Source organism: Coprococcus sp. AM97-35 (assembly GCF_027697525.1).
In the GTDB taxonomy this organism is placed as follows: Bacteria; Bacillota; Clostridia; order Lachnospirales; family Lachnospiraceae; genus Allocoprococcus; species Allocoprococcus comes.
On record NZ_JAQESL010000003.1, the window covers coordinates 51,369 to 76,520 of the forward strand.

Genomic DNA, 25,152 nt, shown 5'->3' on the forward strand with positions numbered 1-25,152 from the left:
GCGCCCTTCCTAAAATGTCAGTCCCTTTTTCGCACCAAGCAGCTTTCCACCGCTGACAAGCAAAATGATCCCGGTTGTCACACCAACAACAATAGAAATAATTCCGATCGCAATATTGGCACCGCCGGCAAGTCCCATCACCTTATATGTCTTTTCTGTCACTGTAACTCCTCCTTATTTTGCACCATACTGCTCATAGTATGCGTCGATTGCAGCCTTGATCTTGTCATCGATAACAATTTCACCATTGCATGGTTTGTTGTACAGATGCTCTACTACATCCTTCATGGTTACGATTGCATTAGTTTCAAATCCGTAAAGATCCTTTACTTCATCGAGTGCGCATTTCACACCGCCTTTTCCTACTTCCATACGGTCAAGGGATACCATCAGTCCAACAATTGTTACATCAGCGGCTCCTCTTACCTTCGGTACAGTCTCTTCCATGGATTTGCCGGATGTGGTAACATCTTCGATCATAACCACGCGGTCTCCGTCCTGAAGCTTGCTTCCGAGGAAGCTTCCCTTATCTGCTCCGTGATCTTTTTCTTCTTTACGGTCTGAGCAGTAACGGATCTCTTTTCCGTATAATTCACTGTAAGCGATCGCGGTTACAACTCCAAGCGGGATTCCTTTGTAAGCAGGTCCGAATAATACATCAAAATCATCCCCGTATTTGTCATGGATTGCTTTTGCGTAATATTCACCGAGTCTTTTGAGCTGTGATCCTGTCACATAAGCTCCTGCATTCATGAAGAAAGGGGACTTTCTTCCGCTTTTCAGTGTAAATTCTCCAAATTTAAGAACGTGGCTTTCTACCATAAAATCAATAAATTCCTGTTTGTAGCTTTCCATTTTATTTATCCTCCATCTCTTATATGTTCTTTATTTTACAATTCCAACCATATCTTTCACAGACTCAAAGCCATTCTTCTTCATGTAGGCTTCAATTCCATCGATTACTTCCATCGTCACTGCCGGATTGTGAAAGTTGGCTGTTCCTACGGATACGGCACTTGCTCCTGCAAGAAGGAACTCGATCGCATCTTCTGCGCAGGAAATACCGCCCATCCCGATGATTGGGATGTTCACTGCCTGTGCTACCTGATATACCATGCGGACAGCGATCGGTTTGACGATCGGTCCTGATACACCTCCGGTCTTATTTGCCACCGCAAATGTCTTACGATTGATATCAATCTTCATACCGGTCAGTGTATTGATCAGGGAAACTGCGTCCGCACCGCCTGCTTCTGCCGCTTTTGCTATCTCAGTAATATCGGTTACATTCGGTGTCAGCTTCATGATGATCGGCTGCTTTGCGATCTTCTTGATCTGTCCGGTCAGCTCTTCTACATGCTTTGCATCCTGTCCGAAAGCAAGGAATCCTGCATTGACATTTGGGCAGGAAATGTTGATTTCCATCATATCGATCGGTTCATCCGCAAGGCGTTCTACCACTTCAAGATACTCTTCCGGTGCATGTCCGCAGACATTCACAATGATCTTGGTATCATAGTTTTTCAGATACGGAATATCTCTTTTACAGAACAGATCGATTCCCGGATTCTGAAGTCCTATGGCGTTCATCATTCCGCCGTAAACCTCGGCTACACGCGGAGTCGGATTGCCCGGCCACGGTACATTTGCCACACCTTTTGTTGTCACAGCTCCAAGCTTGTTCAGATCTACAAATTCAGAAAACTCTTCTCCTGATCCGAAGGTTCCTGATGCCACTGTTACCGGATTCTTCCATTCTACTCCGGCAATATTTACACGCATATCCATTAGATTTCCACCTCCGTAGAAAGAAATACCGGTCCGTCTTTACAGATACGTTTGTTGTGCACATTGCTGTGCGCATCCTTTTCCTTTGACTTGCACACGCACGCAAGACAGGCACCGATTCCACATGCCATTCTCTCTTCCAGAGAAATATAGCATTCGATTCCGTTTGTTTCTGCATACTGTTTGATCGCACGAAGCATCGGAGTTGGTCCACAGGCATAGATCATATCTGCTTCCAGCGCATTCTCACGGATTGCATCCATGACATTTCCTTTTGTTCCGACACTGCCATCTTCGGTTGAAATATAAAGCTCTCCTGCCTGTTCAAATTCTTCTTTCAGGAAGGTATGTGCATCACGGTATCCAACCACAATCTGCTTTTTCTCACATTCCATCTGTTTTGCAAGCTCCAGGATCGGCGGCACACCGATTCCTCCTCCCATCAGAAATACCTTCTTTCCTTCGGCCTTCTCAAATGGGAATCCATTACCAAGTGGTCCGATCACCGGAATTGTATCTCCTGCCTTCATCTGTGAAAATTCTTCTGTTCCGGTTTTTTCCCCTGTTACACGGTAAACCACACGAAGTTTTCCACCTTCTTTATCGATCTCACAGATACTGATCGGGCGTGGAAGAAGCTTGCTTCCATCATTGGTATACATGGAAATAAACTGCCCCGGTCTTGCACTCCCTGCTGCTTCTGTCTGAATCCACATACTGAAGATTCCATCAGCAAGCTGCTCCTGCGATACAACCTTTGCCTGTTCTTTTTTCTTTGTAGTCATCTTCTATTCTCCTATAATCCGGATTTGCCGGTATGTCAGAAGCTTCTGTCACACCGGCTCATTCTTTTCTCTTATCTGTTCTCAAGCGCGCCTTTGATATCTGCTACCATGGCTTCTACTGCTGCACGGGATGCATCTCCAAAGTTCTCTGCACCGTATTTTGCATAAGCTTCCTGTTTATATGCTGCAATGATTCCTCTGGATGAGTTTACGATTGCTCCAAGTCCATCTTCATTGAAGAAATGAACCAGATCTTTTCCTTTTCCACCTTGTGCACCGTATCCCGGAACCAGAATGTAGGATTTCGGCATTACTTTACGAAGGACTTTTCCCATCTCCGGATAAGTAGCTCCCACAACTGCTCCGATGTAGCTATAATCATCACCCATGCAGTCTGCTCCCCACTCGGCAACCTTTTCTCCGACCAGTTCGTAAAGCGGACGACCATCGATCAGCCGATCCTGGAATTCTCCACTGGATGGATTGGATGTCTTAACAAGGATAAAAAGACCTTTCTTCTCTTCTTTACATACTTCGATAAATGGCTTTACTCCGTCAGATCCAAGATACGGATTCACAGTAGCGAAATCTTCATCGAACGGTACATAGGATTTGCTTCCTACCTGAACTCTTCCAAGATGTCCAACAGCATATGCTGCTGAAGTAGAACCGATATCACCTCTCTTGATATCTCCGATGACAACAAGTCCTTTTTCTTTACAGTAGTCTACCGTCTTCTTGAATGCCTGAAGTCCCGGAATTCCGAACTGTTCGTACATAGCGATCTGCGGTTTAACTGCCGGGATCAGATCATAAGTCTTATCCACGATCTCTTTGTTGAACTGCCAGATAGCTTCTGCTGCTCCTTCCAAAGTCTCGCCATACTCTGCAAATGCCTTTTTCTGTACCTGCTCTGGTACATAGGAAAGCATCGGATCCAGTCCGACAACGATAGGTGCTCCTGTTTTTTTAATGTTAGCGACTAATTTGTTAATCATCTTATTCCCTCCAGTTTTCTATTTATATTTTTGCTGTAACAGAAAGTATTGTCCTTTTGTTACCTGAAAAAAAATATTCTTTACTTATGATATCATATTAAAAACTAAAAGGGAATGCCGTTTTCGGCATTCCCTCCGGATTTCTGTTATTGATTGATTTTATTTCTCACCTGTTCCAATGCTGCATCAAGCTGATTATCTGCATTCGGATTATTCTCATCCCGCTGATATTCAACTTCTACGTCCGGCGTAATTCCTTTTTTGTGAATATTTCTTCCATTCGGAGTATAGTACTCAGCCATTGTCAGCTTCACACAGGTTCCGTCTCCAAGATCAAAAATCTGCTGAACGATTCCTTTTCCGTAAGTTGTTGTTCCCACGATCGATCCAAGTCCGTAGTCCTGGATCGCTCCTGCAAAAATCTCGGAAGCACTTGCACTGTTGCCGTCAACAACAACCGACATCGGCTTCGTAAACTGGTGTTCATCATCCGATGAGATCACCTCTTCGTGACCACTCTTGTCTTTTGTTGACACGATCGTACCTTTTGGCAACAGCAGATCCAGCATCTGTGTGACTGTCGCAAGATTACCTCCCGGATTAGCCCGAAGATCAACCACAAGTCCTTTCATCCCCTGGTCCTCCAGACTGCCGAGTGCACTCTTGAACTGGTCATAGGTCACACTGTCAAATTCCGTAACCCGAATATAACCGATCTGGTCATCCTTCATTTCAGACTTGACTGTCTCTACCTGGATTTTTCTCCGGGTAACCGTCATTGTCACTTCCTTCGCATCATCCCCACGCAGGACTGTGATATCAACAGTCGTATTCTCTACACCGCGGATCAGCTGTACAACATCGGAAAGATCCGTTCCACTTACGTCCTTATCTCCAACCTTATACAGAATATCATTTACCTGAATACCTGCTTCATTCGCCGGGCTGTTCTCATAAACCTGAACTGCAGTGATCACCTTAGTTTCCTGATTCTGCGAAAAAACAACTCCGATTCCCGAATACTCTCCCGAAGTTGATTCCTGCAGGGATCTGGTCTGTTCTTCATCATAATATACAGAATACGGATCTCCCAGTGCATTAATGTATCCACTGTAAAGTCCGTTCTCCAGATCTTCTTCTTTCAAATCATCTGTATAAAGATAATTTTCATCAATCAGCTTTTTCAGTTTATTCAGTTTTTTCTCTTCCTGCGCATTTACGACCTTTTCCTGACTGGTTCCAAGGTCTACACCTGCGACATTCATAATTCCAAGTGCCGCAGCACCTACCATAAACATGGCGAGGGCGCCTGCAAGCGCCCCCTTCCAAAAATTCTTTTTATTATTTTCCATCATTTACTCTTTCATACCTGTTATGTATTATCTTACAGATAGTTCAGTGGATTGACCGGTACACCACCTACATGAACTTCAAAGTGAAGATGTGGTCCTGTGGAAATTCCGGTCGTACCGACATTTCCGATCACCTGACCTCTTGCCACCGTCTGTCCCACGCTAACATTCATCGAACTCAGATGCTGATACCATGTCTGCATTCCATTACCGTGATTGATTACGATGTAATTTCCACGTGCACTATTGTACTGTGCGGTAATAACAGTTCCAGAATCAGCCGCATAAACTGCTGCTCCGTATCCTGCACCATAATCGATTCCGTCATGACCGGTTGTTGCACCTGCAGTCGGTGCCACACGTCCGCCAAAGCCACTGGTAATCGCTGCTCCCGGTACCGGATGTGTAAGTGATCCGGTTCCCGTTGCACTTGCATTGCTGCTTGTATTGCCTGAACTGCTTGTGCCTGCCGAAGCTGATGCCTGAGCTGCCGCCGCTGCCTGTGCAGCCTGAGCGGCTGCCGTTGCTTCTGCTTCTTTTCTGCGAGCTTCTGCCGCCTCTGCTTCTGCAATCAGCTGCTTCAGTTTGTCAGCATTACTACTGATCTCAGATGTCAGGTTATTGATCTGAATGTTCTTATCAGCAAGAAGCTTTTCTACATTTGCCTGTTCTCCCGCAAGTTCATCCTGCAGGCTTTCCAGCTCTGCATACTCTTTTTTAAGTGCATTTTCTCTGTTCTCGACATCTTTTCTTGTATCTTCGTATTCTACAAGAAGTTCACGGTCACATTTGGAAATCTTGTTGATGTATTCTGCTTTGTTCAGCAGATCTGCAATACTGTTAGCTTCCATCAGGATCTCCAGGAATTCATTGCTCCCGTTCTCATACATATACTTGATACGTAGCTTCATTGTCTGGTACTGGTCATCTTCGTTGGCTTTCGCAGTTACCAGCTCTGTCTCTGCATCATTGATCTCCGTCTCTTTTGCAGTCAGATCTGACTGTGTCTTCTCCATCTTTGATACAATGGAATCCAGTTCAGAAGAAAGTTCCGACTTCTCCGCCTCAGCCGTATTCTTCTGCTGTTCCAGCTCCTGCTGCTTCTTTTTCGCATCCGAAATATTATCAGCCTGTGCCGGAATTACCATACTGAAGCAAAGCGTAAACGCCAGTAACGCCCCAAGTATCTTTTTCCCTCTTATCATATTCGTCTCCCTTAAATATTATGCGACTAGACTCTTAAGTGCTTTCTAATCGTAAAGAAACTTCCCACAAAACCAATTCCGATTCCCAGTAAAAGTCCGACCGGAAGCAGTGTCTTGTATACCTGCCCCACCGGAAGGAAATCCAGAATATTATTCAGCAGACTGAATTTTGTAAGAATATAAGTAATTGCTTTGTTATAAAGTACATAAAGGATACCAAGCGGAATCGCCGCACCGACAAGACCGATCAGGATACCTTCAATGATGAACGGTGCCCGTACAAAACCATCCTTCGCACCGATATATTTCATGATTGCAATCTCTTCCCTTCGGACAGTAATACCCATTGTGACCGTATTGCTGATCAGGAAAATGGATACTGCCAGAAGAATCGCGATGATAACAACCGATACATACCATACCAGCTTGTTCACGCTGTTCAGTGTATTGGCTACGGTATCTGATTTGTTAACCTTACGAACCCCGTCAAGGCTTTCTGCAAAGGAAACCAGCTTCTTCTGTGAAGCCACATCTGTCATATATACTTCATAGTTGTCAGATCCTGCCAGAGGGTTATCATTTTTAAATCCTTCTGCAAGGTCACTTGATTCGCCAAAATACTGATCTTTAAATGTCTCCCATGCTTCGTCCGCAGACACATACTTGATCTCTTTTACACCATCCTGCTTTTTAAGCTGTGCGCCAATATTATCAATCTGCTCCTGCGTTGCATCATCATTAAAAAATACAGTGATTGCCACACCTTCTTCTGCTTTGTGTACAATATACTGAAAGTTCATAATAATTGAGAAAAACAGTCCGAACACAAAGATACATGCAGCCATAGTTGCAACAGATGCCAGTGAAAACATCTTATTTCTTCCAATATTCTTAACTCCCTGTTTCACGGAGTATCCAACTGTACTAATCCTCATGCTTATACCCACCTTCTTGTTCGTCGCTGACAATGACACCCTTCTTCATCGTAATAACGCGCTTTTTCATCTCGTTTACAATTTCCTGGTTGTGAGTAACTACCAGAACTGTAGTTCCTCTCTCGTTCGCTTCTTCAAGAAGTTTCATGATCTCCCATGAGTTGGTTGGATCCAGGTTTCCTGTCGGCTCATCAGCCAGCAAAATAGCAGGCTCATTTACAACAGCTCTGGCAATTGCAACTCTCTGCTGTTCCCCACCGGACAATTCCTTCGGGAACGCTTTGTACTTCTGTGCCAGTCCGACAAGTGACAGAGCCGCCGGCACTTTCTTTTTGATGACACGGGTTGATTTTTCTGTAACCCGCTGTGCAAATGCAATATTCTCATAAATATTGCGGTCTTTCAGAAGTCTGAAATCCTGGAATACAACGCCGATTCCTCTTCTGTACTGCGGAATCTGGCGATGTTTCATACGATTCAGATTCTGACCGTTGACAATAATCGTACCTGACGTTGGTTCGATCTCCTTCATCAGAAGACGTATCAACGTAGACTTTCCGGAACCGCTGTCTCCAACTACGAATACGAACTCTCCCTGTTCGATCCGAAGGTTGATACCATTGAGTGCAGCAATACCCTTCGAGTATTCCTTGGTAACTTCTTTAAGTTCTATCATATGCTCCTCCTAATTATCCATACTCCGATATAACTTAATACTCCAGTGTTTCCATGTATTTCATATATTTGACTACCATCAGCGCGATCTTAAATGTGATTGCGTCCTCAAATACGCGCAGATCCAGTCCTGTGCTCTTCTGCAGTTTGTCAAGACGGTACACCAGTGTATTTCTGTGAATATACAGCTGTCTTGATGTCTCGGAAACATTCAGGCTATTCTCAAAGAACTTATTGATGGTCGTGAGCGTCTCTTCATCAAATTCGTCCGGAGATTTCCCCTCAAAAATTTCGCGGATAAACATCTTGCAGAGCGGAATTGGGAGCTGATAGATCAGTCGTCCGATTCCAAGCGCACTATATGCAATAACTTCCTTCTCGTCGAAGAAGATCTTTCCTACATCGAGCGCAAGCTTCGCTTCTTTGTAAGACTTGGATACTTCTTTGATGTCATTGACGATCGTACCATATGCGATACGGATATTCTCTTCTCCTTCTGCTTTCAGAAGATCAAGAATCTCATGCGCAGTCTTGTCCATCTCCGGATATCCATCGCCAGGACCTAATTCTTTTACTACGATGATGTTCTTCTCATCAACAGCTGTAATAAAGTCCTTGCCCTTTCCACCCAGAACAGAACGGAGACTGTCAAGCGCACTGACATCTCTCTCCCGAGAAGTCTCAACTATAAAGATATCACGTTTTACCTCTGTGTCAATATGTAATTTTTTGGCGCGATTATAAATATCCACCAGAAGAAGGTTGTCAAGAAGGAGGTTTTTGATGAAATTATCCTTGTCAAAACGCTCCTTATATGCTACCAGAAGATTCTGGATCTGGAAGGCTGCAATCTTGCCAACCATATAAACATCTTCACTGCCGCCATTGGCGATCAGAATGTACTCCAGCTGGTGTTCATCATAAATTTTGAAAAACTGATACCCCTGAATCACCTGGCTTTCTGCCGGAGATTCTACAAACGAAAGAACGGCATTCTCATAATCTCCAGGCTCCGGAAATGTTGTCGCCAAAGTCTTTCCATCTGTATCCATCACTCCAAGATCAATCCTTGTAATTGATTTCAACCCTTCAATCGTATTCTGCAGTATCTGATTTGATATCATATTCTCTCTCCTCCATCCTCCGTGGTTCTATACACTTTGTACAATCTTCATCCCCCGCAACTGTGGACTTAGCCATATACATATAATACTTTAATACATATTACCAAAAAAATAAAGAGGAAATCACATTTTTTTATGCATTTCCTCAATTGAGTTTATTATAAAATTTATTCTATCAAAAAAGATTTTTTGATTTTTTTTATTATTTTCAGTCTTTTGTCGCTTCAATTATACTTCTTTTCTTTTTTGCTCTTTTTTGATCTCCCGTTTTAAAATCCTTTTACCGATAAAATTTTTCAGGTGATCTGCCCAGTTCTCACCATTTGCAAAGGAAGCAATACTATGTCCTGTTCCAAACCACATTCTGGTATTCAGCTGCTCTTTGCACCGGTAAACAAACTGTTCCTGCCAAGGGAAATCCATGCTGGCAATCACACAGTCTACTTCTCCGCCGTTGACCAGATTGGTGATCCTGTCATCTTCACTTTCGTCTGCCGGTACTGCTTTCATACCGACAACCTGAATCCCACTGTATGCCTCATGCAGATAGCCCTGCAGTCTGTCTCCTTCTTCCTCAGATCCTGCCAGTATAAATATCTTACAGCGGTTCTTATGAAAATAATGGAATACCATCTTCAGCATCGTCTGATCCTCCATCTCCTGGATCCGCTTTCTATCTGTGATCTTTGCAGCTTCAAGAATCGTCATATCTCCCGGAAGCAGAAGATCCAGTTTCTCCAGCTCTTCTTTCATACCGTCAAGCTGTGTCGCTCTCATCAGGGTATCCACCGTAACAATATCTACTGTGTTAAGTTCTTCTGTCTGCATATATTCTGCAATGATCTTCATCGCATCTTTTGCCGTACAGTTATCAAGCTGTACGTCCAGTACGTTCATTTTTTCATTCATTTGCCTCACCCGTTCCATTTTCTCGGTTTTTGCGGTCAAGCGATTATATCAAACATACAGTGCTTTTTCAACAAACGTTGCAAAATATTCACATTTTTTAAAATTTGTAATATTATTGTAAATTCCCAGTCTCATTCTTCCTGGATTTTTTTGAAATGATTCCTCCGATCCGCCCGGTTTCTTTTGATGACAGACTCTTCCAGCCATCTTCCAGAACCTTATCGAGAAGTCCAAGCTCCTCCGCAATCTCGTATTTTACCCGCTCACTTGTTTCCAGATTGGGGATATCTTCGCGTCTGATTTTCTTTGTCTTTGTGCTTTTCATACCTTTCAACTCCTTTTTCAGAGTGTTTCCCCAATTACGGATTTTATACATTTATACCTGATTATTATAAAAGAAGCCGAAAACATTACTTCCGACTTCTTCTCCTTCTGCCTTTTCTTTATCGGCAAAGCTCTCTTATTTTTTATTCCGGATCCGGAATGATAACTGCTGCAACAAAATAGGCAACCACGGCAGTCCCACAGCTTACGCAAGCCAGCAAAACACCTCCAAGCCGGATCAATGTAGGATCGATATTAAAATATTCTCCAAGGCCTCCACATACACCGCAGATCTTACGGTTTGTTACGGATCTGTATAATCTTTTCTGTTCCATAAAAATTCCTCCTAAAAGTTTCTCCTATTTTTGTGTTTCTTCTATTATATATGTGTTTCATCTGATACATTTTTCTGTCTATGTTAATTCTAATGGAAACAGATCTCCACGCTGCCTGCTCCGTTCGATATCTCAATCGTGCGTTTACTGCCATTATCGATTGACTTCTCTGTGCTTAAGCCGCCAAGATCTATATCTTCTCCAATTTCTACCGAACCGGCACTGCTATCCAGTTCATAATTATAATCCTCCACTTTTCCTTCCAGATTCAGTGTGACGCTTCCAGCACCACAGTCAATGTCCACTTCTTTTTCCACTGTTCCATAAAAATCCAGACTTCCGGCACCTGTTTCTACATCTAACTCCTCTATATCTGCATTTTTTATTGTACAGCCTGATGCCCCGCTTTCAATCTTAAGGCTTTTCGCATTTAGTCCATCGATCTCTGCTGTTACTGCACCATATTCCATGTCCACCTGATCGAACTTGTAATCTCTTGGAAGATAGATCACAAGTGTTCCCTTTGCGTTTCTCACATTTTTGAAACTGAAACTGCTGCGCATTTTCGTTGTTATTTCCAGAGTTTTTCCGTCATGGGACAGCGTTTTCTGCACTGCGTTTTCCGTTTTCATTCCGGAATCATCCACATGGATCTTGTCATCTGTCCCCGTCTTGATCCGCACCTCACTTGCACCGATATCAAGCTTCAGATTCTCCACACCGGAAAATGCCTCTTCCGATACAACATTTTCTGTATCATCCAGCTCATCATCATCATCCCAATCGTCATCAAAAGAAACATAATTCTTTCTCATAATACCAATTCCATTCGGATATGCTTTTTCAAACTGTGAAAATGTGACTCCAAGGCATAACGCAATGATACAAAATACAACTCCTGCCCCTGTCAGGCTTATAATAACTGTCCAGAAAATCTTCCATCCTTTTTTCATCTGCATTCACCTCTCTTTTTCTGAAATGGTATGCGACAAAGATTTACAAATCCACGGAACATCATTGGAATCAGTTTGATGCATCCCCATCCGATCAATACTGTAAATACTGCCCCAAGTGCCAGCAGCAGGCAGCCGACACCAAGCATTCCGATTCCAAGAGCCGGGGAATAAAACAGCTGACCAAATCCATGAATCCCCAACAGAATCCCTACGGCTGCGGTTGCAACTGCTGCCACCCAGATCGCTATTGCTGATATTGCAAGTGCGACCAGAACTCCAAATGCCGCTAAAAGAAGACCAAGTGCTGTCGGAACTACAATTGGAAGCCCAATCACAAGGATACAGATGATCAGAATGATCTTGCCGGCACTGGATTTCTTCCGTGGCATTTCTGTCATCTGACCCGCACCATATCCCTGATTTCCCGCATATGTATATCCCTGATTAGAATTAGCTGTATAAGAATACTGTCTTTCCGAAAATGGATTCCTGTCATTCTGTGACTGTCTTTCTCCATATGTCTCCGAATAGCTATCTTTATAATAGTCATCTCTTCCTGCCGGATACTCACTGCTGTCAAAACGCCTGTCCTGATATCCTCGCTCTCCGTACTCTCCATAACTTTCCGCCTCATCGGTATTGCCATTTATCCCGGCACGGATCGTTTCGGCAAGCTTTGCAGGACTTCCCAGCTCTTCGATTACTTTTTCTTCATTCTCGCTTCCGGCGTCATCAAAATAATCATTGTAATACTGCATTGCTTCTTCTCTTTCTTCTTTCGAAATTCCATGAAGCAGTGCATCTAATTCCCTCATATACTCTGTACGGCTCATTCGGCTGCACCTCCCTCGAACATCTCTGTAATCTTCCTTGTGTAGTTCTTCCATTCGACTTTATATAAATTCAGCTGTGCCATTCCTTTTTCTGTAACTTTATAGTATCTGCGGTTTCTTCCGTCAAACTGCATATCATAGACCTCCAGACATTCATCTTTCTGAAGTCTTCTGAGTACCGGATACATTGTTGACTCTGATACATTCAGAACTTTCCGGACATCCTGGGTAATCTTATATCCATAGGTTCCTTCCTGCTCCCGCGACACAACAGCAAGCACGATCGCATCAAGGAGGGCAGCTCCGGTGTTAAATACCATATGATTCACATCCTTTTATTGTTTGTTATATTGTTTTGTTAAGTATATTATACGTTATATAATATAGTGAGTCAATATAATATTGTATAAGACTTTCTGAAGATTTCCTAAAGAAATGGGTGGGAGACGGATGGTGGGAGGAAGGTTGTGACAGCTTGCGGATAGAAATAAAGTCCACCGCTTCCCACGGGGCGAAGGCATTCCGATGAGCCTCTGAATGCAAACATTGTGTCAGCAATGGCTTCCACAATGTTTGAGTCTCATCTCCATTGCCCCTCAAGGGAAGTGGTGGACTTTATTTCTATCTGCAAGCCGCTCAAGGTTATAGAATGACCAGCCATCCGCTTGGGCGGGATGCCAGGGCTGATGCTGGGGCGAAATTTGAAGGATTGTGAACGGGGACGGGACGGCTGCAAAATTTTTCAGGAAGGAAAGTTATATAAAGGAGGCGCAGCGTCCCTGAGTGGGAGAGTTTCGTTTGGTATTATGTTTTGGATAAAGGGGACGCACAGCGCCTGTAAGGCGACTGTGCTGGGGAATCAAATATTTTAAATATTTGGGTAAAGAAAAAATGTGATTATTATTTGAATGATTAGAATAATAGGGATTCCTAATTTGAATTTCAGGTGGCGGGTTTTGTGGTGGTAGTGTTTCATGGCAAGGAGGGCGGCGGGGGAGCCGCCCAGAAGGGCCAGGAGGATGAGGGTTCGTTCGGGGATTCGCCATTTGTTTTGGCGGGCTTTGGTTTTATCGGCGGCGTAGGTGAAGTAGGTGATGATGTTGATCAATAGCAGGTATGCCAGGAGTATTATTTTAATCATTTTTGTAGCCCTCCAGGTGGATTTCTTTGCAAAGGGTGAAGGAGTAGATGATCTGTTCTTTTACTTTTTTCCGGGTGATCTGTTCGAGGGCTTTGGTGTAAAGGCGGAGCTGTTCCTGGTAGCGGTCTTTTAGTTCGGCTTCGGTTTGTACACGGTCGGTTTTATAATCGAGTACGATGATTTCTCCGTCTTCTTCAAAGTAAGCATCAATAATTCCCTGGATCAGTACCATTTCACCCTTTTTCTGATCCGGATAAAATTCTTTTGCATCTACACCGAGAACAAACGGCTGCTCGCGGTAAAGTGTTTTTGCCCTGGCTGCATTTTGCATTCTTTTTCCTACATTCGTATTAAGAAACTCCATAATTTCTTTTTTTTGAATACACCCGGCTGTTCCCGCATCCAGGTATCCTTCGTTTTTCAGATTCTCTATGTTTTCCTGCAGTAAATCCAACGTATATATTTTCGTAAAATCAAGAAGCTCCATTACTTTATGATAAGCTGTTCCTTTTGTTGCTCCTTTTACCTCTTCTTCCTCTTTCATAAAATTCGGAAGGATTGGAACAATCTCCTCTTCCGGAATCAGTATTTCTCCATCTTCTTCTTCCGAAGCTGCCGCATATTTTTTCAGCTCTGACACGGTGTACTTCATTTTCATCTGATCTTCACCCTGATACGGATATCTGTAGGAAAATGCTTCCTCGATTTTTGCCCGAAAACGTTCATCCGTCGCAGCCATCGGATGTTCTTCTGCTTCTATTTTTTCAAGGAACACCTCTTTTTCCAGATAATCTGCTGCTTCATTATCCACTTCACCTTCTACAAGCGTATCAACACCAATCACTTTTAATTCGATTGGAACTTCTTCTATTTTACGCACTGCCGCCGGAAGGATCCAGTCATAATAAGACGTTGCACGTGCAAGTTTTGTAAAGTCCAGTGTTTCTTTCTGACTGTTTTCCTGTTCCAGCTGACAGGCTTCCAGCTTGTCTGCCGCATGTGGAACCGTTCCGGTAAGAATCAGCTTTTCCTTTGCACGTGTAAGTGCTACATAAAGCACACGAAGCTCCTCACCAAGATTTTCCAGACCGATTTCATTTTGAATAACTTTCTTTAATAGTGTCGGAGATTTGGTTCGCCGCTCCAGATCGATCGCATCGATTCCAAGCCCCAGATCCGGATGGATCACAACGCTTGCCGTGGTATCCTGAATGTTGAACCTCTTTCCCATTCCGGCCACGATCACAACCGGGAATTCCAGTCCTTTACTCTTATGGATACTCATCAGACGAACTGCATCCGTCTGCTCATCGTAAAGCCCGGCTTCCCCAAAGTCTACATTATATTTCTTGAGCTGATCAATATAACGGACAAAATGATACAGTCCCTTATAGCTAGTTGCCTCAAATGCCTTTGCCCTGGTGATCAGCATATCAAGATTCGCGCGCCTTCCTTTTCCTCCTGGCATTGCCGCGATATAATCCCGGTATCCTGTCTTTTTCATGATCTCCCACAGGAGATCATGGATTGCCGTGTACGGTATCCGCTCCCGGAAATAAAAAAGCCATCCAAATACATCGCGCACTTTTTTCAGAATGCCCGCCGGAAGATCTGTCTTTTTTTCCGGATCCGCTGTTTCCAGTACATTCTGATAAAATGGTACTTCTGTATTCAATTCTCTGATCTGTGCCAGTTCCTCATTTGTCATTCTTCCAAACGGAGATTTCAGCACCGCAACGAGTGGGATGTCCTGACGAAAATTGTCAAGTACACGCAGATAGTCCATCATCCATCCAATTTCCAGAGTTTCAAAATACCCATCTGCCGATTCAGCCAGAACCGGTATTCCCTCCTCCTGCAAAATTCGTGTAACAGTATCGGTCCATCCTGCAGGGCTTCTTGTCAGGATTACAATATCCTGATAGCGTACCGGTCGCAACATTCCCGTTTCTTTATCTACAATCTGCTGACTTTCCATCAGCTCTCCGATTCTTTGTGCGATCAGACGGACTTCCAGCTCTTTTGCCGTCTGGCTTCCGCTTCGCACAGAAAGCCCGGTATCCTCTTCCTCACTTTTTGTATCCAGAAGAAGGATTTCTGTCTCATTCTTTTCAGATTCTGGGTAAGAAGCTCCCACATAAAGTGCAGCATTCTCATCGTATGTGATCCTTCCAAGCTCTTCGGTCATGATCTGTCGGAAAATGAAGTTTACCGCATCCAGCACTTCTGCCCGGCTTCGGAAATTTTTGTGCAGATCGATTCGCCTGTTTCCTCCGTCCGTCAGACTGTAGGTATTGAATTTTTCCATGAAAAGCTCCGGCCTTGACAAGCGGAAACGGTAAATACTCTGCTTCACATCTCCTACCATGAAGAGATTATTTTCCCCTCTGCTGATCCGGGACACACTGGTAAGGATCGCCTCCTGGATCAGGTTACTGTCCTGATATTCATCGATCATTACTTCCTCAAATGTATTCTGATACTCCTTGGCCACCTCAGAAGGCACTCTTTTTCCGTTTTCTTTTCTTGTCAGGATCTGCAAGGCAAACTGTTCCATATCCCGGAAATCGATCAGATTTTTTTCTGCCTTCTTAGCTGCAAGTACCCTCTGGTATTCTTTTACCAGACTGACCAGCTCATGTATCACCGGAATGCAGATTTTCCGGTCTGCTTCCATCTCAGATGGCGGCTGGAAAAAATAATTGTTTCGAATATCATCGATAAGTTTCTTCCAGGTATCCCGATAGGCTCTTACCTGCTCTCTTTTTGTCGGATCTACTGCGTCATCTTTCTTTCTGGACAGAGTTTTCCATGCCGGCTTTTCTTTCAGTGCCTCATACATTTCTTCATAGCTCTTTGCCGCAAAAAGCTTTCTCAGAACTTTCTGATCCGCTTCCAGCATTTCTCCATACATATACGGTCCGTCCGGTTCCATGCAGATCTGGTCCGCTTTTTCCATCAGCATCTGCATATCCGCAACTGTTCTCCGGATATACTCCATCACCTTTTCAATATAAATAGCTTTTTCCCCGCTCTCTTCGTACATCCTTGCACAGTCATCCAGCCACTCCTCCGGATCCGGATAACTTCCGGCAAATTCATACAGTCTGCTAATGATTTCTTCCACCTGCAGATCTTCCCTTCCGGTTGCAAAAGTCTCCACAAAACACAGGAAATCCTCGTTTCCTTCTTCATATTTTGCTTCCAGAAGCTCTTTCATCACGTCCTGCTTCAAAAGCTTTAATTCTCCTTCTTCCGCAATACGGAATCCCGGATCCAGATCGATCGTGTGAAAGTACTCCCGGATCACAGACAGGCAGAAGCTGTGGATCGTTGTAATCTTTGCTGTATGGATCAGGGCAGACTGCCGCTTCAGATGTTCACTTGACGGATCCTCCTCCAGCTCCTTCTCAATCGCAGCACCGATCCTTTCTTTCATCTCAGCCGCCGCCGCTTCAGTGTAGGTCACGATCAGCATATGGTCGACATCCACCGGATTTGCATCCCTTGTCAGTCTCGCAATAATCCGCTCCACCAGAACAGCAGTTTTCCCGGAACCAGCGGCTGCTGACACCAGAATATTATGATCACGCAGGTCGATCACCTGCTGCTGTTCTTCGGTCCATTTTACTCCCATGTCTGCTTCTCCTCTTCCAGCTTCGCCATAATTTTCTCCATTACAATTTCCTTCGGAAGCTTCTCAAGCTTCCGGTATTCATATCCTTCGATCTGCTCATCAAATCCGCAGATATCCCGGTATGGGCAATACGTACAGCCATTTTGCGTACCCATCTCATACGGTAGTGCCTCCGCCTTTCCGCGGTACATTGCTCCCTGAAGATCAGTCCGTCTTTTCTGTGCATAAGTCAGCACTGCATCAAACTCTTCCGGCAGGAGCATTTTGGATGCTTTAGAATAGCCGCTTTTCGTCTTTCCTGCCGGAATCACAAGCGAATTCCCCGAAAAATCCGCATCCAGTCTCTGAATCACGGCATCCTCCTGACGGATGATTCCATCCAGCCGAAGCTCCTTTAAAATTGCCTCTTCCAGTTTTTTTTCATCCAGCTCTTTCCCGACGATCGGATCCTTCATCCGATAGTAGAAAATACCTGCCGGCACAATCTTTTTACCCGGATGTTTTCTTTCCTCCAGTCGGACTGCTTCTTCCATATACACCACCAGCTGCATCTGCAGACCATGATAAAAAGCTGCCATATCAAAACTCTTTGCCCCGGTTTTATAATCCAGGATCTTCACATAGACCTGATCTTCCGTCTCACATGTATCGATCCTGTCAATCTTTCCGCTTCCAAAGCTTACCTCATAGCCCTCCGGTTTAAAGCTTCCCTTCCGAAGCTGCTTTGTCATCGCCCAGACCGTCCGGTTCATCATACGTTTCATACGTGGCACGATATACGCGTTCCGCGCACTGCTGTAGATTACGGTATTGCTGTAATCTACGATACTCTCATCCACGCTTTCCGACGCAAACTGTTCCTGCTGCTCCTTTGTAACCTCAGTCCATTCCAGGCCTTCCCGCTCTACCCGTCGGGCATATTTTTCCAGTGCTTTATGAAAAATATTTCCAAAATCAAGAGCAGCAAATTCATAGACCTCTCTCTCCTTAAGGCGAAGTCCATAGGTCAGAAAATGCGCACAGGCACAGGCAGCAAATTTCTCCAGTCTTGAAATGCTTGGTGCCCAGTCTCCATAAAGCTTCTGTGCAGTCTGCAAAGTCAGATTGTCCTCCGGCCTGCGGTATCTGCTGATCCTTGCCAGATCGTGCACCTTTTCGCTCCAGTCCTCCTGCGCACAATACCAACGGTACAGCTCCTGCCAGCTGCCTTCCTCCATCTTTTTCGGGTTCTGTAATCCTTCGATCAGTGACCCGATCCCGGTCTGTGGAAGCATTTCTTTTGTCTCCATCCCATACTGATCCATATTAAATACAGGAAGCTTTGTATACATCCGCTTCAGATCCCCGACCAGATATGCCGCCCTCCTGCTCTTTCCATCGGCCGATACTTTACTGTAGGTCAGCATCAATTCTTCCGTCGGCTTTGTCATGTGCAGATACAGATAAAATTTCTGGATGTAACTTTTTTCTCTTGTTCCCGGTGCAAGCGCAATTCCTCTTTCTTCAAAACGCTCCCGGTCTCTGTCTGAAATCAGTCCACCTGCGGATGCATTTCCCGGAATCAAAGAATCATTGACTCCCAGAAGGATCAGCGCCCGGATATCTTTCAGTCTCGTTCGCTCAATATCTCCTGCCATCACTTCATCCAGACTTGGCGGAATTACACCGATCCTTGCCTCTTCCATTCCGGCATCCAGAAGCTCCCTGTACTCTTTGAGCGCAATCCGCTCATCTCCAAGAAGACTTACAAACTTGTCAAACAGCTCCATCACCACACGATAGATCTGTGCATATTCTTTTGCAAGTGCAAGCTCTCCTGCTTCTGTAAATTGATTCTCCAATACTTTTACCTGCTTCTGGATTTCTTCTTTTTCCAGAAATTCACAGATTGCAAGCGTCACATCCCGCACTGTCTTCTGACGCTGCTTTAAGACAAACACCAGATCTTCTGTTTTTTCCACAAAGCATACCCGGAGATGATTCAGTACCTCCAAATCTTCCTCGGTCGTATCCTTCGCTCTGCGGATCCATTTTTCCTGCCATTTTTTGTAGCCACGGATGCCCAGAGCAAGTACATAATTTTCCAGAAGATCCAGTTCCTCACCGGTAAATCCGGTCAGATCCGTTCTTAAAAACCGGAACACACTTTCTGCCGAAAAATTCTGTTCTGCCATCGCAAGAAGACTCCGGATATACTCCACAAAAGAATTTAAAAGTACATTCCGCTTATAATCCATGAAAACCGGAATCTCATACTCCCGGAAAGTCTTCTCGATCTCATCCGCATAGAAATTCATGTCACTTGCGATCACCGCGATCTCCCGGTAACGATATTCTTTCTTACGAATTAAAAAACGTATCCTCTGGGCAGCGCATTCTACTTCCATCCTGGGATTTGCCGCTGCATAAACCCGCACATTTGACTGCTTTTCCCTGTAAGTCCTGCCACTGTAACGGAACAGTTCCTTCTCCAGAAATGCAAGTGCCGGCGCATTTCTAAAACGCCAGACCGGCTCCTGGTACAGACAGACCGGCTCTTCGACCAGCACCTTTTCCTCCCCTGCAATCTTCACAAGAGACGTCACCATCTGCTTACTCAGCGCAAACAGCTGATACTTGTCTTTCATCACGTAAGGATCTTCCCTCTTATCCATCGTGACAGTAATCATCACCTTCTGACAATGATGCAGCATTTCCCCCAGCACCTTGTTCTGAAGCGGCGTAAATCCGGTAAACCCATCCAGCGCGATCACACTGTCCTTCAGCATTCTCGATTTGTCCATCACATTGCAGAGAATGTCCAGAATTTCTTCTTTTGTAATATATTTATCTGCAAGATATTCTTCAAATACCTGATACATCACCTGGATATCCTTCAATTTCCAGGCAAGATACGAAGACTCATCTGCCTCCGTGATCATATCATCCATGCCATCCGGGGAAATGTTGTACTGCGTCAGCTCGGAAATAACGGATTTCACCTCACTGATGTAACCTGGCTTTTTGATATTTCCTTTTAAAACCTTTAGCGAATCTTCTTTTTTCCCCGCGAGTCGCCTGAGGATCAGATTCTTTCCTTCATCATCCAGAATCTCCCTGCTTCCATTCCCTGTTTCTTCCAGAACACGAAAAGCAAGACGTGCAAAACTCAGCACGTCTATGTTCATAATTCCATGTCTCGGATGCCGCAGGACCAGTTCCTTCTGCGTCTGCATCGTGAACTGTTCCGGCACCAGAATAATATAATTAATATCAGGATGTTTCATTGATTCCCGAATGATATGTTCATATAGATAATGTGACTTGCCCGAACCCGGATTTCCAAAAATAAACTGTAAAGCCATCTGTTATACCCTCCCGTCAAGCTCTTTCGGCACGTATGCAGATACATGGATTCCATCTTCTTTGTATTCTTCCTCCAGCAGTTCTCCATACTTCCGTATGAGCTGGATTTTCCCGGATTCCTGATAGGAATAAACTCGTTCGATATAAATTTTCTGCTCCCGCAGGATCTCTTCTATTGCCTGAAGAAGCGCCTCCAGACCTTCTCCGGTCTTTGCAGACACCTGTACGATCCGGTCTGCCTTAAAGTCCCGTACCGTCAGGCTTTCCCCGATCCTGTCCATCTTGTTAAATGCCGTGACCACCGGTTTGTCCATTGCCTCCAGACGTTGCAGTGTCTCATACACCACATACATCTGCTCGTCCATCTGTGGATTGGATGCATCGACTACATGCAGGATCAGATCCGCATACTTCGCTTCTTCCAGCGTACTTTTAAATGCATCGATCAGATGATGAGGCAGCTTCCGGATAAAGCCTACCGTATCTGTCAGAAGAATCTCCTGTCCGCTTGGCAGCTTCCGGCTTCTTGTCGTCGGATCAAGAGTTGCAAAAAGCTGATCCTCCTGCAGCACACCGGCTCCGGTCAGTGTGTTGAGAAGCGTGGACTTTCCGGCATTGGTATAACCAACAATTGCCACAACAGGGATCCGGTTCTTCGTCCGCTGCTCACGTGTCAGTTCCCGGTGTCTCTTCACCTCCCTGAGTTCACGGTTCAGCTGTGCGATCCGGTTCTTGATGAGTCTCCGGTCCATCTCCAGCTTCTTTTCTCCCGGTCCTCTGGTTCCGATTCCGCCTCCCAGACGTGACATCGCCCTTCCTGCCCCGGTAAGCTGTGACTGCCGGTACTTAAGCTGTGCCAGTTCTACCTGGATCTTTCCTTCACTTGTAGAAGCCCGTCCTGCAAAAATATCCAGAATGACCATCGTCCGGTCCATTACCTTCACATCCAGAATATCCGTCAGATTGTTCATCTGTGCCGGAGACAGCTCATCATCACAGACGATCCCGGTTGCGTCAAGCTCCCACAAAAGCTCCCGGATCTCCTCAATCTTGCCTTTTCCGACATAAGTTCCCGGATGGACAAGCTCTCTTCTCTGGATTACCCGTCCGACCGCTTCCGCACCTGCCGTCTTCACCAGATCCTTTAACTCATCCAGAGAATCTTCCGTGTCATCGTTCTCCCTTGTACTGACACCGACCAGAATTACCCTTTCCTTTTCTTCTTTTATTTCATAAAGTGCCATATTATTCTCCCCTGCCAGATTTCTTTCCGTCCCGGATCAGATCTGCTCATCCAATCCGCTCTACTGCTGATCTCCTTCCGAAATCTGTGTATTTAAAAATTCCTGCTCTTTCAGCGCTTTTTTGTCATCTGGATTTGCTTTCAGATAACTGTCCAGCTTCTCTTTTGCAGACTGGTAATCCCCTGCTTTTTCATAGGCAACTACCAGATTATATGCCATTTCTTTTAACAGCTCTTTTCCTGCGCCTGAAAGCTCCTGCCCATTTTCAAAATAATACACTGCCTTTTCCGGTTTATCCAGTTCCAGATCGCAGATTCCCAGAATATTATAAAGAGTTGCCGTCTCTTCCGTTCCATTCTTCAATGCTTTTTCCAACGCCTTCTCTGCCTTTTCATACTTTTTCTGTTCCCAGTAGCAGAGTCCGAGTCCGCGATAAGCCTCTCCCAGATTCTTCTTTTTGTCTATCGCATCCTGGAATTCCACCTCTGCATTTTTATAGTCTTTTTCTTCCAGATACTTCGTTCCTTTTTTTACAGAACCGGCGCATCCCGTTACTGTCATACAAAGCGCTACAAGGATCCCTATGATTACCTTTTTCTTTCTTCCTGCTGTCACTGTTATCGTTTCCTTCCTTCTATATTGATATATCATCTGTTATTCCAGAATATGCTCCATTCCCTGGTTCATGATGGTCTGGATATGATCATCAGCAAGGGAATAGAACACCGTTTTTCCTTCCCGTCTGTTCTTCACAAGCTTCATCTGCTTGAGCATCCTGAGCTGATGGGAAATCGCGGACTGCGTCATTCCAAGAACTTCCGCCAGATCACAAACACACATTTCAGACTGAAAAAGAACACATAAAATCCGGATCCGTGTGGTATCTGCAAATACCTTGAAAAAATCAGCAAGATCCTTCAAAACTTCTTCATCCGGTATATGCCCCTCTGCCTTATGTACAAGTTCTTCATGTATACAAAATGTATCACAACATTCTACTTCTGTCTTTTTCATAGTTACCCCTTTCATATGAATAAGTATTCATATATCTATTATGCCAAATGATCTCTTTACGGTCAACTATTTCCATTGATTCCGGCATGCAAAGTAAAAAGGAAGTTACTGTTCACTCCCCAATGTCATTTAATTAAGTTACAGGGTTAGCCCCTAATTGTGGGTCTAACCCAAATTTTTTCAAAAAAGCTACCCAAAGGGTTGACATAGGGTGCAAAATGTGCGGCCGCTCTCGCTACTGATAAATTTGTTGAGGTAGCGAGAGCGGCCCTTGAATTAGTGGTATATCACTTTCTCAAGGAGGCACATGATCATGATCCATCAACAAATCAAAGAACTGTTTTTTTCTTCTGTGGAACACATTGTTTCTGATATTTCACAGTATGCTGTCCATCCTGATTCCGATTTCAAGAGAAGCAAAAAAATCCCTGCCCAGAAACTTATTTCCTTTCTCGTTTCACAAGGCTCATCTTCCACCAGGGTTGAAATGTTTTATCCCCAATTAGGTGTAAAACTCTGCTCGATGGCGGGCGGCGGCGTACAAAAAATCTATATGGTGTTGTTAAGAGAACCGTCCCGGCGGGACAGGTCAGGCAGTGACCTGTTCCACCTCCGGGATGGGTTTGAGATTAAAATGAATTTCGATAGAAATGTGTCTTGTTTTATCTTCGTCAATGCGCTCATGCACGACGATTTCTTTGATTAAGCGGTTGAGGGTGGCTGCGTCCAGCTCTGTGATGTTGGCGTATTCCTGAATGGCGTCCACCCATTGTTTTGCGTCATTGGCAAGCTGGACTTCATCGGACAGCCGCTTTCTGCCCTCGGACACTTTTGCTTTAAGCTCCGTCTGCTCGGTCTGTGTCTTTTCCAGCATGGTGTTGAAATTCTGCTCACTGATACGCCCTGCAATCATATCCTCATAAAGCCGCATGACCATTTTGTCCAGAACCTCAATCCGTTCCTCGTCCCTTGTAAGGGAGCGTTCCATTGCTTCCCGCTGTTCCCGCTGCTCGGCTTCACAGGTATTGGTCAGGCGGTCAGCAACCGCTTCCCCGTCCATCAGGGCAGCTCTGGCACATTCCCGGATTTTCCGCAGCACATGGCTGTAAAGGGTGTCATAGTCAATCCGGTGCTGGGTGCAGTGGTTCTTTCCAAAGGCATTGTAGGTCTTGCAGGAATAAATCCGCTGGGGATGTTTTGCGTTTGTGTAGCGTACCGTCAGCGACTTCCCACACTCGCCGCATTTTAACAGTCCGGCAAACAGGCTGATTTCATTAGTCTGCCCCGGACGCTGGCGGGATTTCAGCTTGTTCTGCACAATGTCAAAGCTCATGCGGTCAATCAGCGGTTCATGCTGCCCCTCCACCACAATCCAGTCCTCCGGCTTCTTTTCCCCAATCGTGCCGATTTTGAAACGGTAGTCCTTTTTCTGGGAAGCAATCGCCCCGGTGTAGACGGGATTCATCAAAAGGTCTTTGATAACGGAGAAGTCCCACATATACCGCCCGTTTTCCGGGTCTTTCTTTTCCCATTTGGTGCGGGTATTGCGAAGCCCCCGTTCCCGGTTCCACCATGTGGGGCAGGGGATTTTTTCTTCCTCCAGCCGTCTGCGGATATAGTTCGGACCATGACCGTTCAGGGCATATCCGAAAATCAGCCGCACAATCGGGGCGGTTTCCTCGTCAATGAGCAGATGGTTTTTGTCCTCTGGGTCTTTCCGATATCCAAACGGGGCAAGACACCCGGTAAACTGTCCTTTCTGCGCTTTCAGAAGATAAGAGGAATGGACTTTCTTGGAAATATCCTTGCTGTACATCTCGTTCAGGATATTCTTGAACGGGGCAATATCGTTGTTATCACGCAGGGTGTCGATACCGTCATTCATGGCGATATAGCGGACGCCGTTCCTTGGGAAAAAGTCCTCAATCAAATGCCCGGTTTGCAGATAGTTACGCCCCAGTCGGCTGAGGTCTTTCGTGATGACAAGGTTGATTTGCCTGCGCTCAATGGCTCTCAACATTCTCTGTAAATCAGGACGCTCCATATTAAGACCTGTGAAGCCATCGTCCTGATAGACTGCCACAACCTCCCATCCCTGCTTTTCGCAGTATTTTTCCAGCATATCACGCTGGTTTGCGATACTGGCACTTTCGCCTTGCAGGTCATCGTCCTTTGACAGCCTGCAATAGACCGCCGCACGATAGCCCCCGGCAAGTGCTGAACCGATTGTTCTGTATTCCATTTCGTTCATCATAGCCATTTACCCACACAATCCAGACGGTATCTGGCTCTGTTGAACCTCATCTTCATTATACTTCAAATCTTTCTTTTTAGCAAGATATTCTTTTGTATTTGTTTTGCCGTATTTCTGGGAAATCAGGCTGACGAACACATCGGTGGCGTCCAGTTCCCCGTCAAATACGGTTGTCACTTCAATCTTGGTCTTATTTTTCGCCATAGGCAGTTATCCTCCATACATGAAAATAGCCAGACAGAGAACGGTCGGCAACGAAGTCCGGCAACGGGCTTCAAAAGACCTTGCAAACAATCTC

Annotated in this window: 24 protein-coding genes; all 24 read right to left on the minus strand. The window is 44.9% G+C overall.

All coding sequences use genetic code 11. The annotated features are described in order from the left end of the window. Positions 1–9: 9 nt before the first annotated feature. Positions 10–162, minus strand: coding sequence for a hypothetical protein (locus tag PG840_RS03615; RefSeq protein WP_008372918.1), 153 nt, complete (start codon positions 160–162; stop codon positions 10–12). Between the two features lie 12 nt (positions 163–174). After that, entirely contained in the window at positions 175–855 is a 681-nt protein-coding gene (pyrE, locus tag PG840_RS03620) for an orotate phosphoribosyltransferase (protein ID WP_008372917.1), read from the minus strand. A 30-nt stretch (positions 856–885) separates the two neighbouring features. Further along, entirely contained in the window at positions 886–1,788 is a 903-nt protein-coding gene (locus PG840_RS03625; protein WP_008372915.1) for a dihydroorotate dehydrogenase, read from the minus strand. Then, positions 1,788–2,573, minus strand: coding sequence for a dihydroorotate dehydrogenase electron transfer subunit (locus tag PG840_RS03630; RefSeq protein WP_022220989.1), 786 nt, complete (start codon positions 2,571–2,573; stop codon positions 1,788–1,790). The genes PG840_RS03625 and PG840_RS03630 overlap by 1 nt, the downstream gene beginning before the upstream one ends. A 71-nt stretch (positions 2,574–2,644) precedes the next feature. Continuing rightward, positions 2,645–3,571: an orotidine-5'-phosphate decarboxylase gene (gene pyrF / locus PG840_RS03635; protein WP_008372910.1), complete on the minus strand. Its 927-nt coding sequence runs from the start codon at positions 3,569–3,571 to the stop codon at positions 2,645–2,647. 146 nt (positions 3,572–3,717) lie between these two features. Then, complete coding sequence (locus PG840_RS03640) at positions 3,718–4,926, minus strand: S41 family peptidase (protein WP_441047115.1); 1,209 nt, start codon at positions 4,924–4,926, stop codon at positions 3,718–3,720. A gap of 29 nt (positions 4,927–4,955) precedes the next feature. Further along, the gene (locus PG840_RS03645; RefSeq protein ID WP_270202881.1) at positions 4,956–6,128 is read right to left on the minus strand and encodes a murein hydrolase activator EnvC family protein; all 1,173 of its coding nucleotides are present in this window, start codon (positions 6,126–6,128) and stop codon (positions 4,956–4,958) included. 26 nt (positions 6,129–6,154) lie between these two features. Then, entirely contained in the window at positions 6,155–7,063 is a 909-nt protein-coding gene (gene ftsX / locus PG840_RS03650; RefSeq protein ID WP_118199623.1) for a permease-like cell division protein FtsX, read from the minus strand. Beyond that, positions 7,053–7,739, minus strand: coding sequence for a cell division ATP-binding protein FtsE (gene ftsE, locus PG840_RS03655; RefSeq protein ID WP_008372900.1), 687 nt, complete (start codon positions 7,737–7,739; stop codon positions 7,053–7,055). The genes ftsX and ftsE overlap by 11 nt, the downstream gene beginning before the upstream one ends. A gap of 34 nt (positions 7,740–7,773) precedes the next feature. Then, the gene (locus PG840_RS03660) at positions 7,774–8,862 is read right to left on the minus strand and encodes a PucR family transcriptional regulator (RefSeq protein WP_008372899.1); all 1,089 of its coding nucleotides are present in this window, start codon (positions 8,860–8,862) and stop codon (positions 7,774–7,776) included. Between the two features lie 228 nt (positions 8,863–9,090). Then, positions 9,091–9,771: a WecB/TagA/CpsF family glycosyltransferase gene (locus PG840_RS03665; RefSeq protein WP_270202882.1), complete on the minus strand. Its 681-nt coding sequence runs from the start codon at positions 9,769–9,771 to the stop codon at positions 9,091–9,093. Positions 9,772–9,883: 112 nt separating this feature from the next. Continuing rightward, entirely contained in the window at positions 9,884–10,096 is a 213-nt protein-coding gene (locus PG840_RS03670; RefSeq protein WP_022220993.1) for a small, acid-soluble spore protein, alpha/beta type, read from the minus strand. Positions 10,097–10,238: 142 nt separating this feature from the next. Further along, the gene (locus PG840_RS03675) at positions 10,239–10,430 is read right to left on the minus strand and encodes a PspC domain-containing protein (protein WP_008372894.1); all 192 of its coding nucleotides are present in this window, start codon (positions 10,428–10,430) and stop codon (positions 10,239–10,241) included. An 89-nt stretch (positions 10,431–10,519) separates the two neighbouring features. After that, positions 10,520–11,383 (minus strand): DUF4097 family beta strand repeat-containing protein, encoded by an 864-nt coding sequence (locus PG840_RS03680; protein ID WP_270202883.1) that lies wholly within the window; start codon positions 11,381–11,383, stop codon positions 10,520–10,522. Then, the gene (locus PG840_RS03685) at positions 11,380–12,219 is read right to left on the minus strand and encodes a DUF1700 domain-containing protein (RefSeq protein ID WP_270205894.1); all 840 of its coding nucleotides are present in this window, start codon (positions 12,217–12,219) and stop codon (positions 11,380–11,382) included. Before PG840_RS03685 ends, PG840_RS03680 begins: the two co-directional genes overlap by 4 nt. Continuing rightward, entirely contained in the window at positions 12,216–12,539 is a 324-nt protein-coding gene (locus PG840_RS03690) for a PadR family transcriptional regulator (protein ID WP_117557754.1), read from the minus strand. Before PG840_RS03690 ends, PG840_RS03685 begins: the two co-directional genes overlap by 4 nt. Before the next feature lie 548 nt (positions 12,540–13,087). Then, positions 13,088–13,360 (minus strand): DUF1294 domain-containing protein, encoded by a 273-nt coding sequence (locus PG840_RS03695; RefSeq protein ID WP_117557752.1) that lies wholly within the window; start codon positions 13,358–13,360, stop codon positions 13,088–13,090. Then, positions 13,353–16,997 carry a helicase-exonuclease AddAB subunit AddA gene (addA, locus tag PG840_RS03700; RefSeq protein WP_270205895.1) on the minus strand — a complete coding sequence of 1,215 codons (3,645 nt, stop codon included), beginning with the start codon at positions 16,995–16,997 and terminating at the stop codon, positions 13,353–13,355. The genes PG840_RS03695 and addA overlap by 8 nt, the downstream gene beginning before the upstream one ends. Then, on the minus strand, positions 16,988–20,341 hold the full coding sequence (locus tag PG840_RS03705; RefSeq protein WP_270205896.1) for a PD-(D/E)XK nuclease family protein: 3,354 nt from the start codon (positions 20,339–20,341) through the stop codon (positions 16,988–16,990). The genes addA and PG840_RS03705 overlap by 10 nt, the downstream gene beginning before the upstream one ends. A 3-nt stretch (positions 20,342–20,344) precedes the next feature. Next, positions 20,345–21,586 (minus strand): GTPase HflX, encoded by a 1,242-nt coding sequence (gene hflX, locus PG840_RS03710; RefSeq protein ID WP_270205897.1) that lies wholly within the window; start codon positions 21,584–21,586, stop codon positions 20,345–20,347. A 60-nt stretch (positions 21,587–21,646) separates the two neighbouring features. Then, positions 21,647–22,201 (minus strand): tetratricopeptide repeat protein, encoded by a 555-nt coding sequence (locus PG840_RS03715; RefSeq protein ID WP_182420291.1) that lies wholly within the window; start codon positions 22,199–22,201, stop codon positions 21,647–21,649. Positions 22,202–22,240: 39 nt separating this feature from the next. Further along, a complete protein-coding gene (locus tag PG840_RS03720) occupies positions 22,241–22,600 on the minus strand; it encodes an ArsR/SmtB family transcription factor (protein WP_022220999.1) in 360 nt (119 codons plus the stop codon). Positions 22,601–23,189: 589 nt separating this feature from the next. Next, a complete protein-coding gene (locus PG840_RS03725) occupies positions 23,190–24,860 on the minus strand; it encodes a recombinase family protein (RefSeq protein WP_270613365.1) in 1,671 nt (556 codons plus the stop codon). Continuing rightward, positions 24,861–25,058: a hypothetical protein gene (locus PG840_RS03730; protein WP_002595176.1), complete on the minus strand. Its 198-nt coding sequence runs from the start codon at positions 25,056–25,058 to the stop codon at positions 24,861–24,863. Positions 25,059–25,152 lie beyond the last annotated feature (94 nt).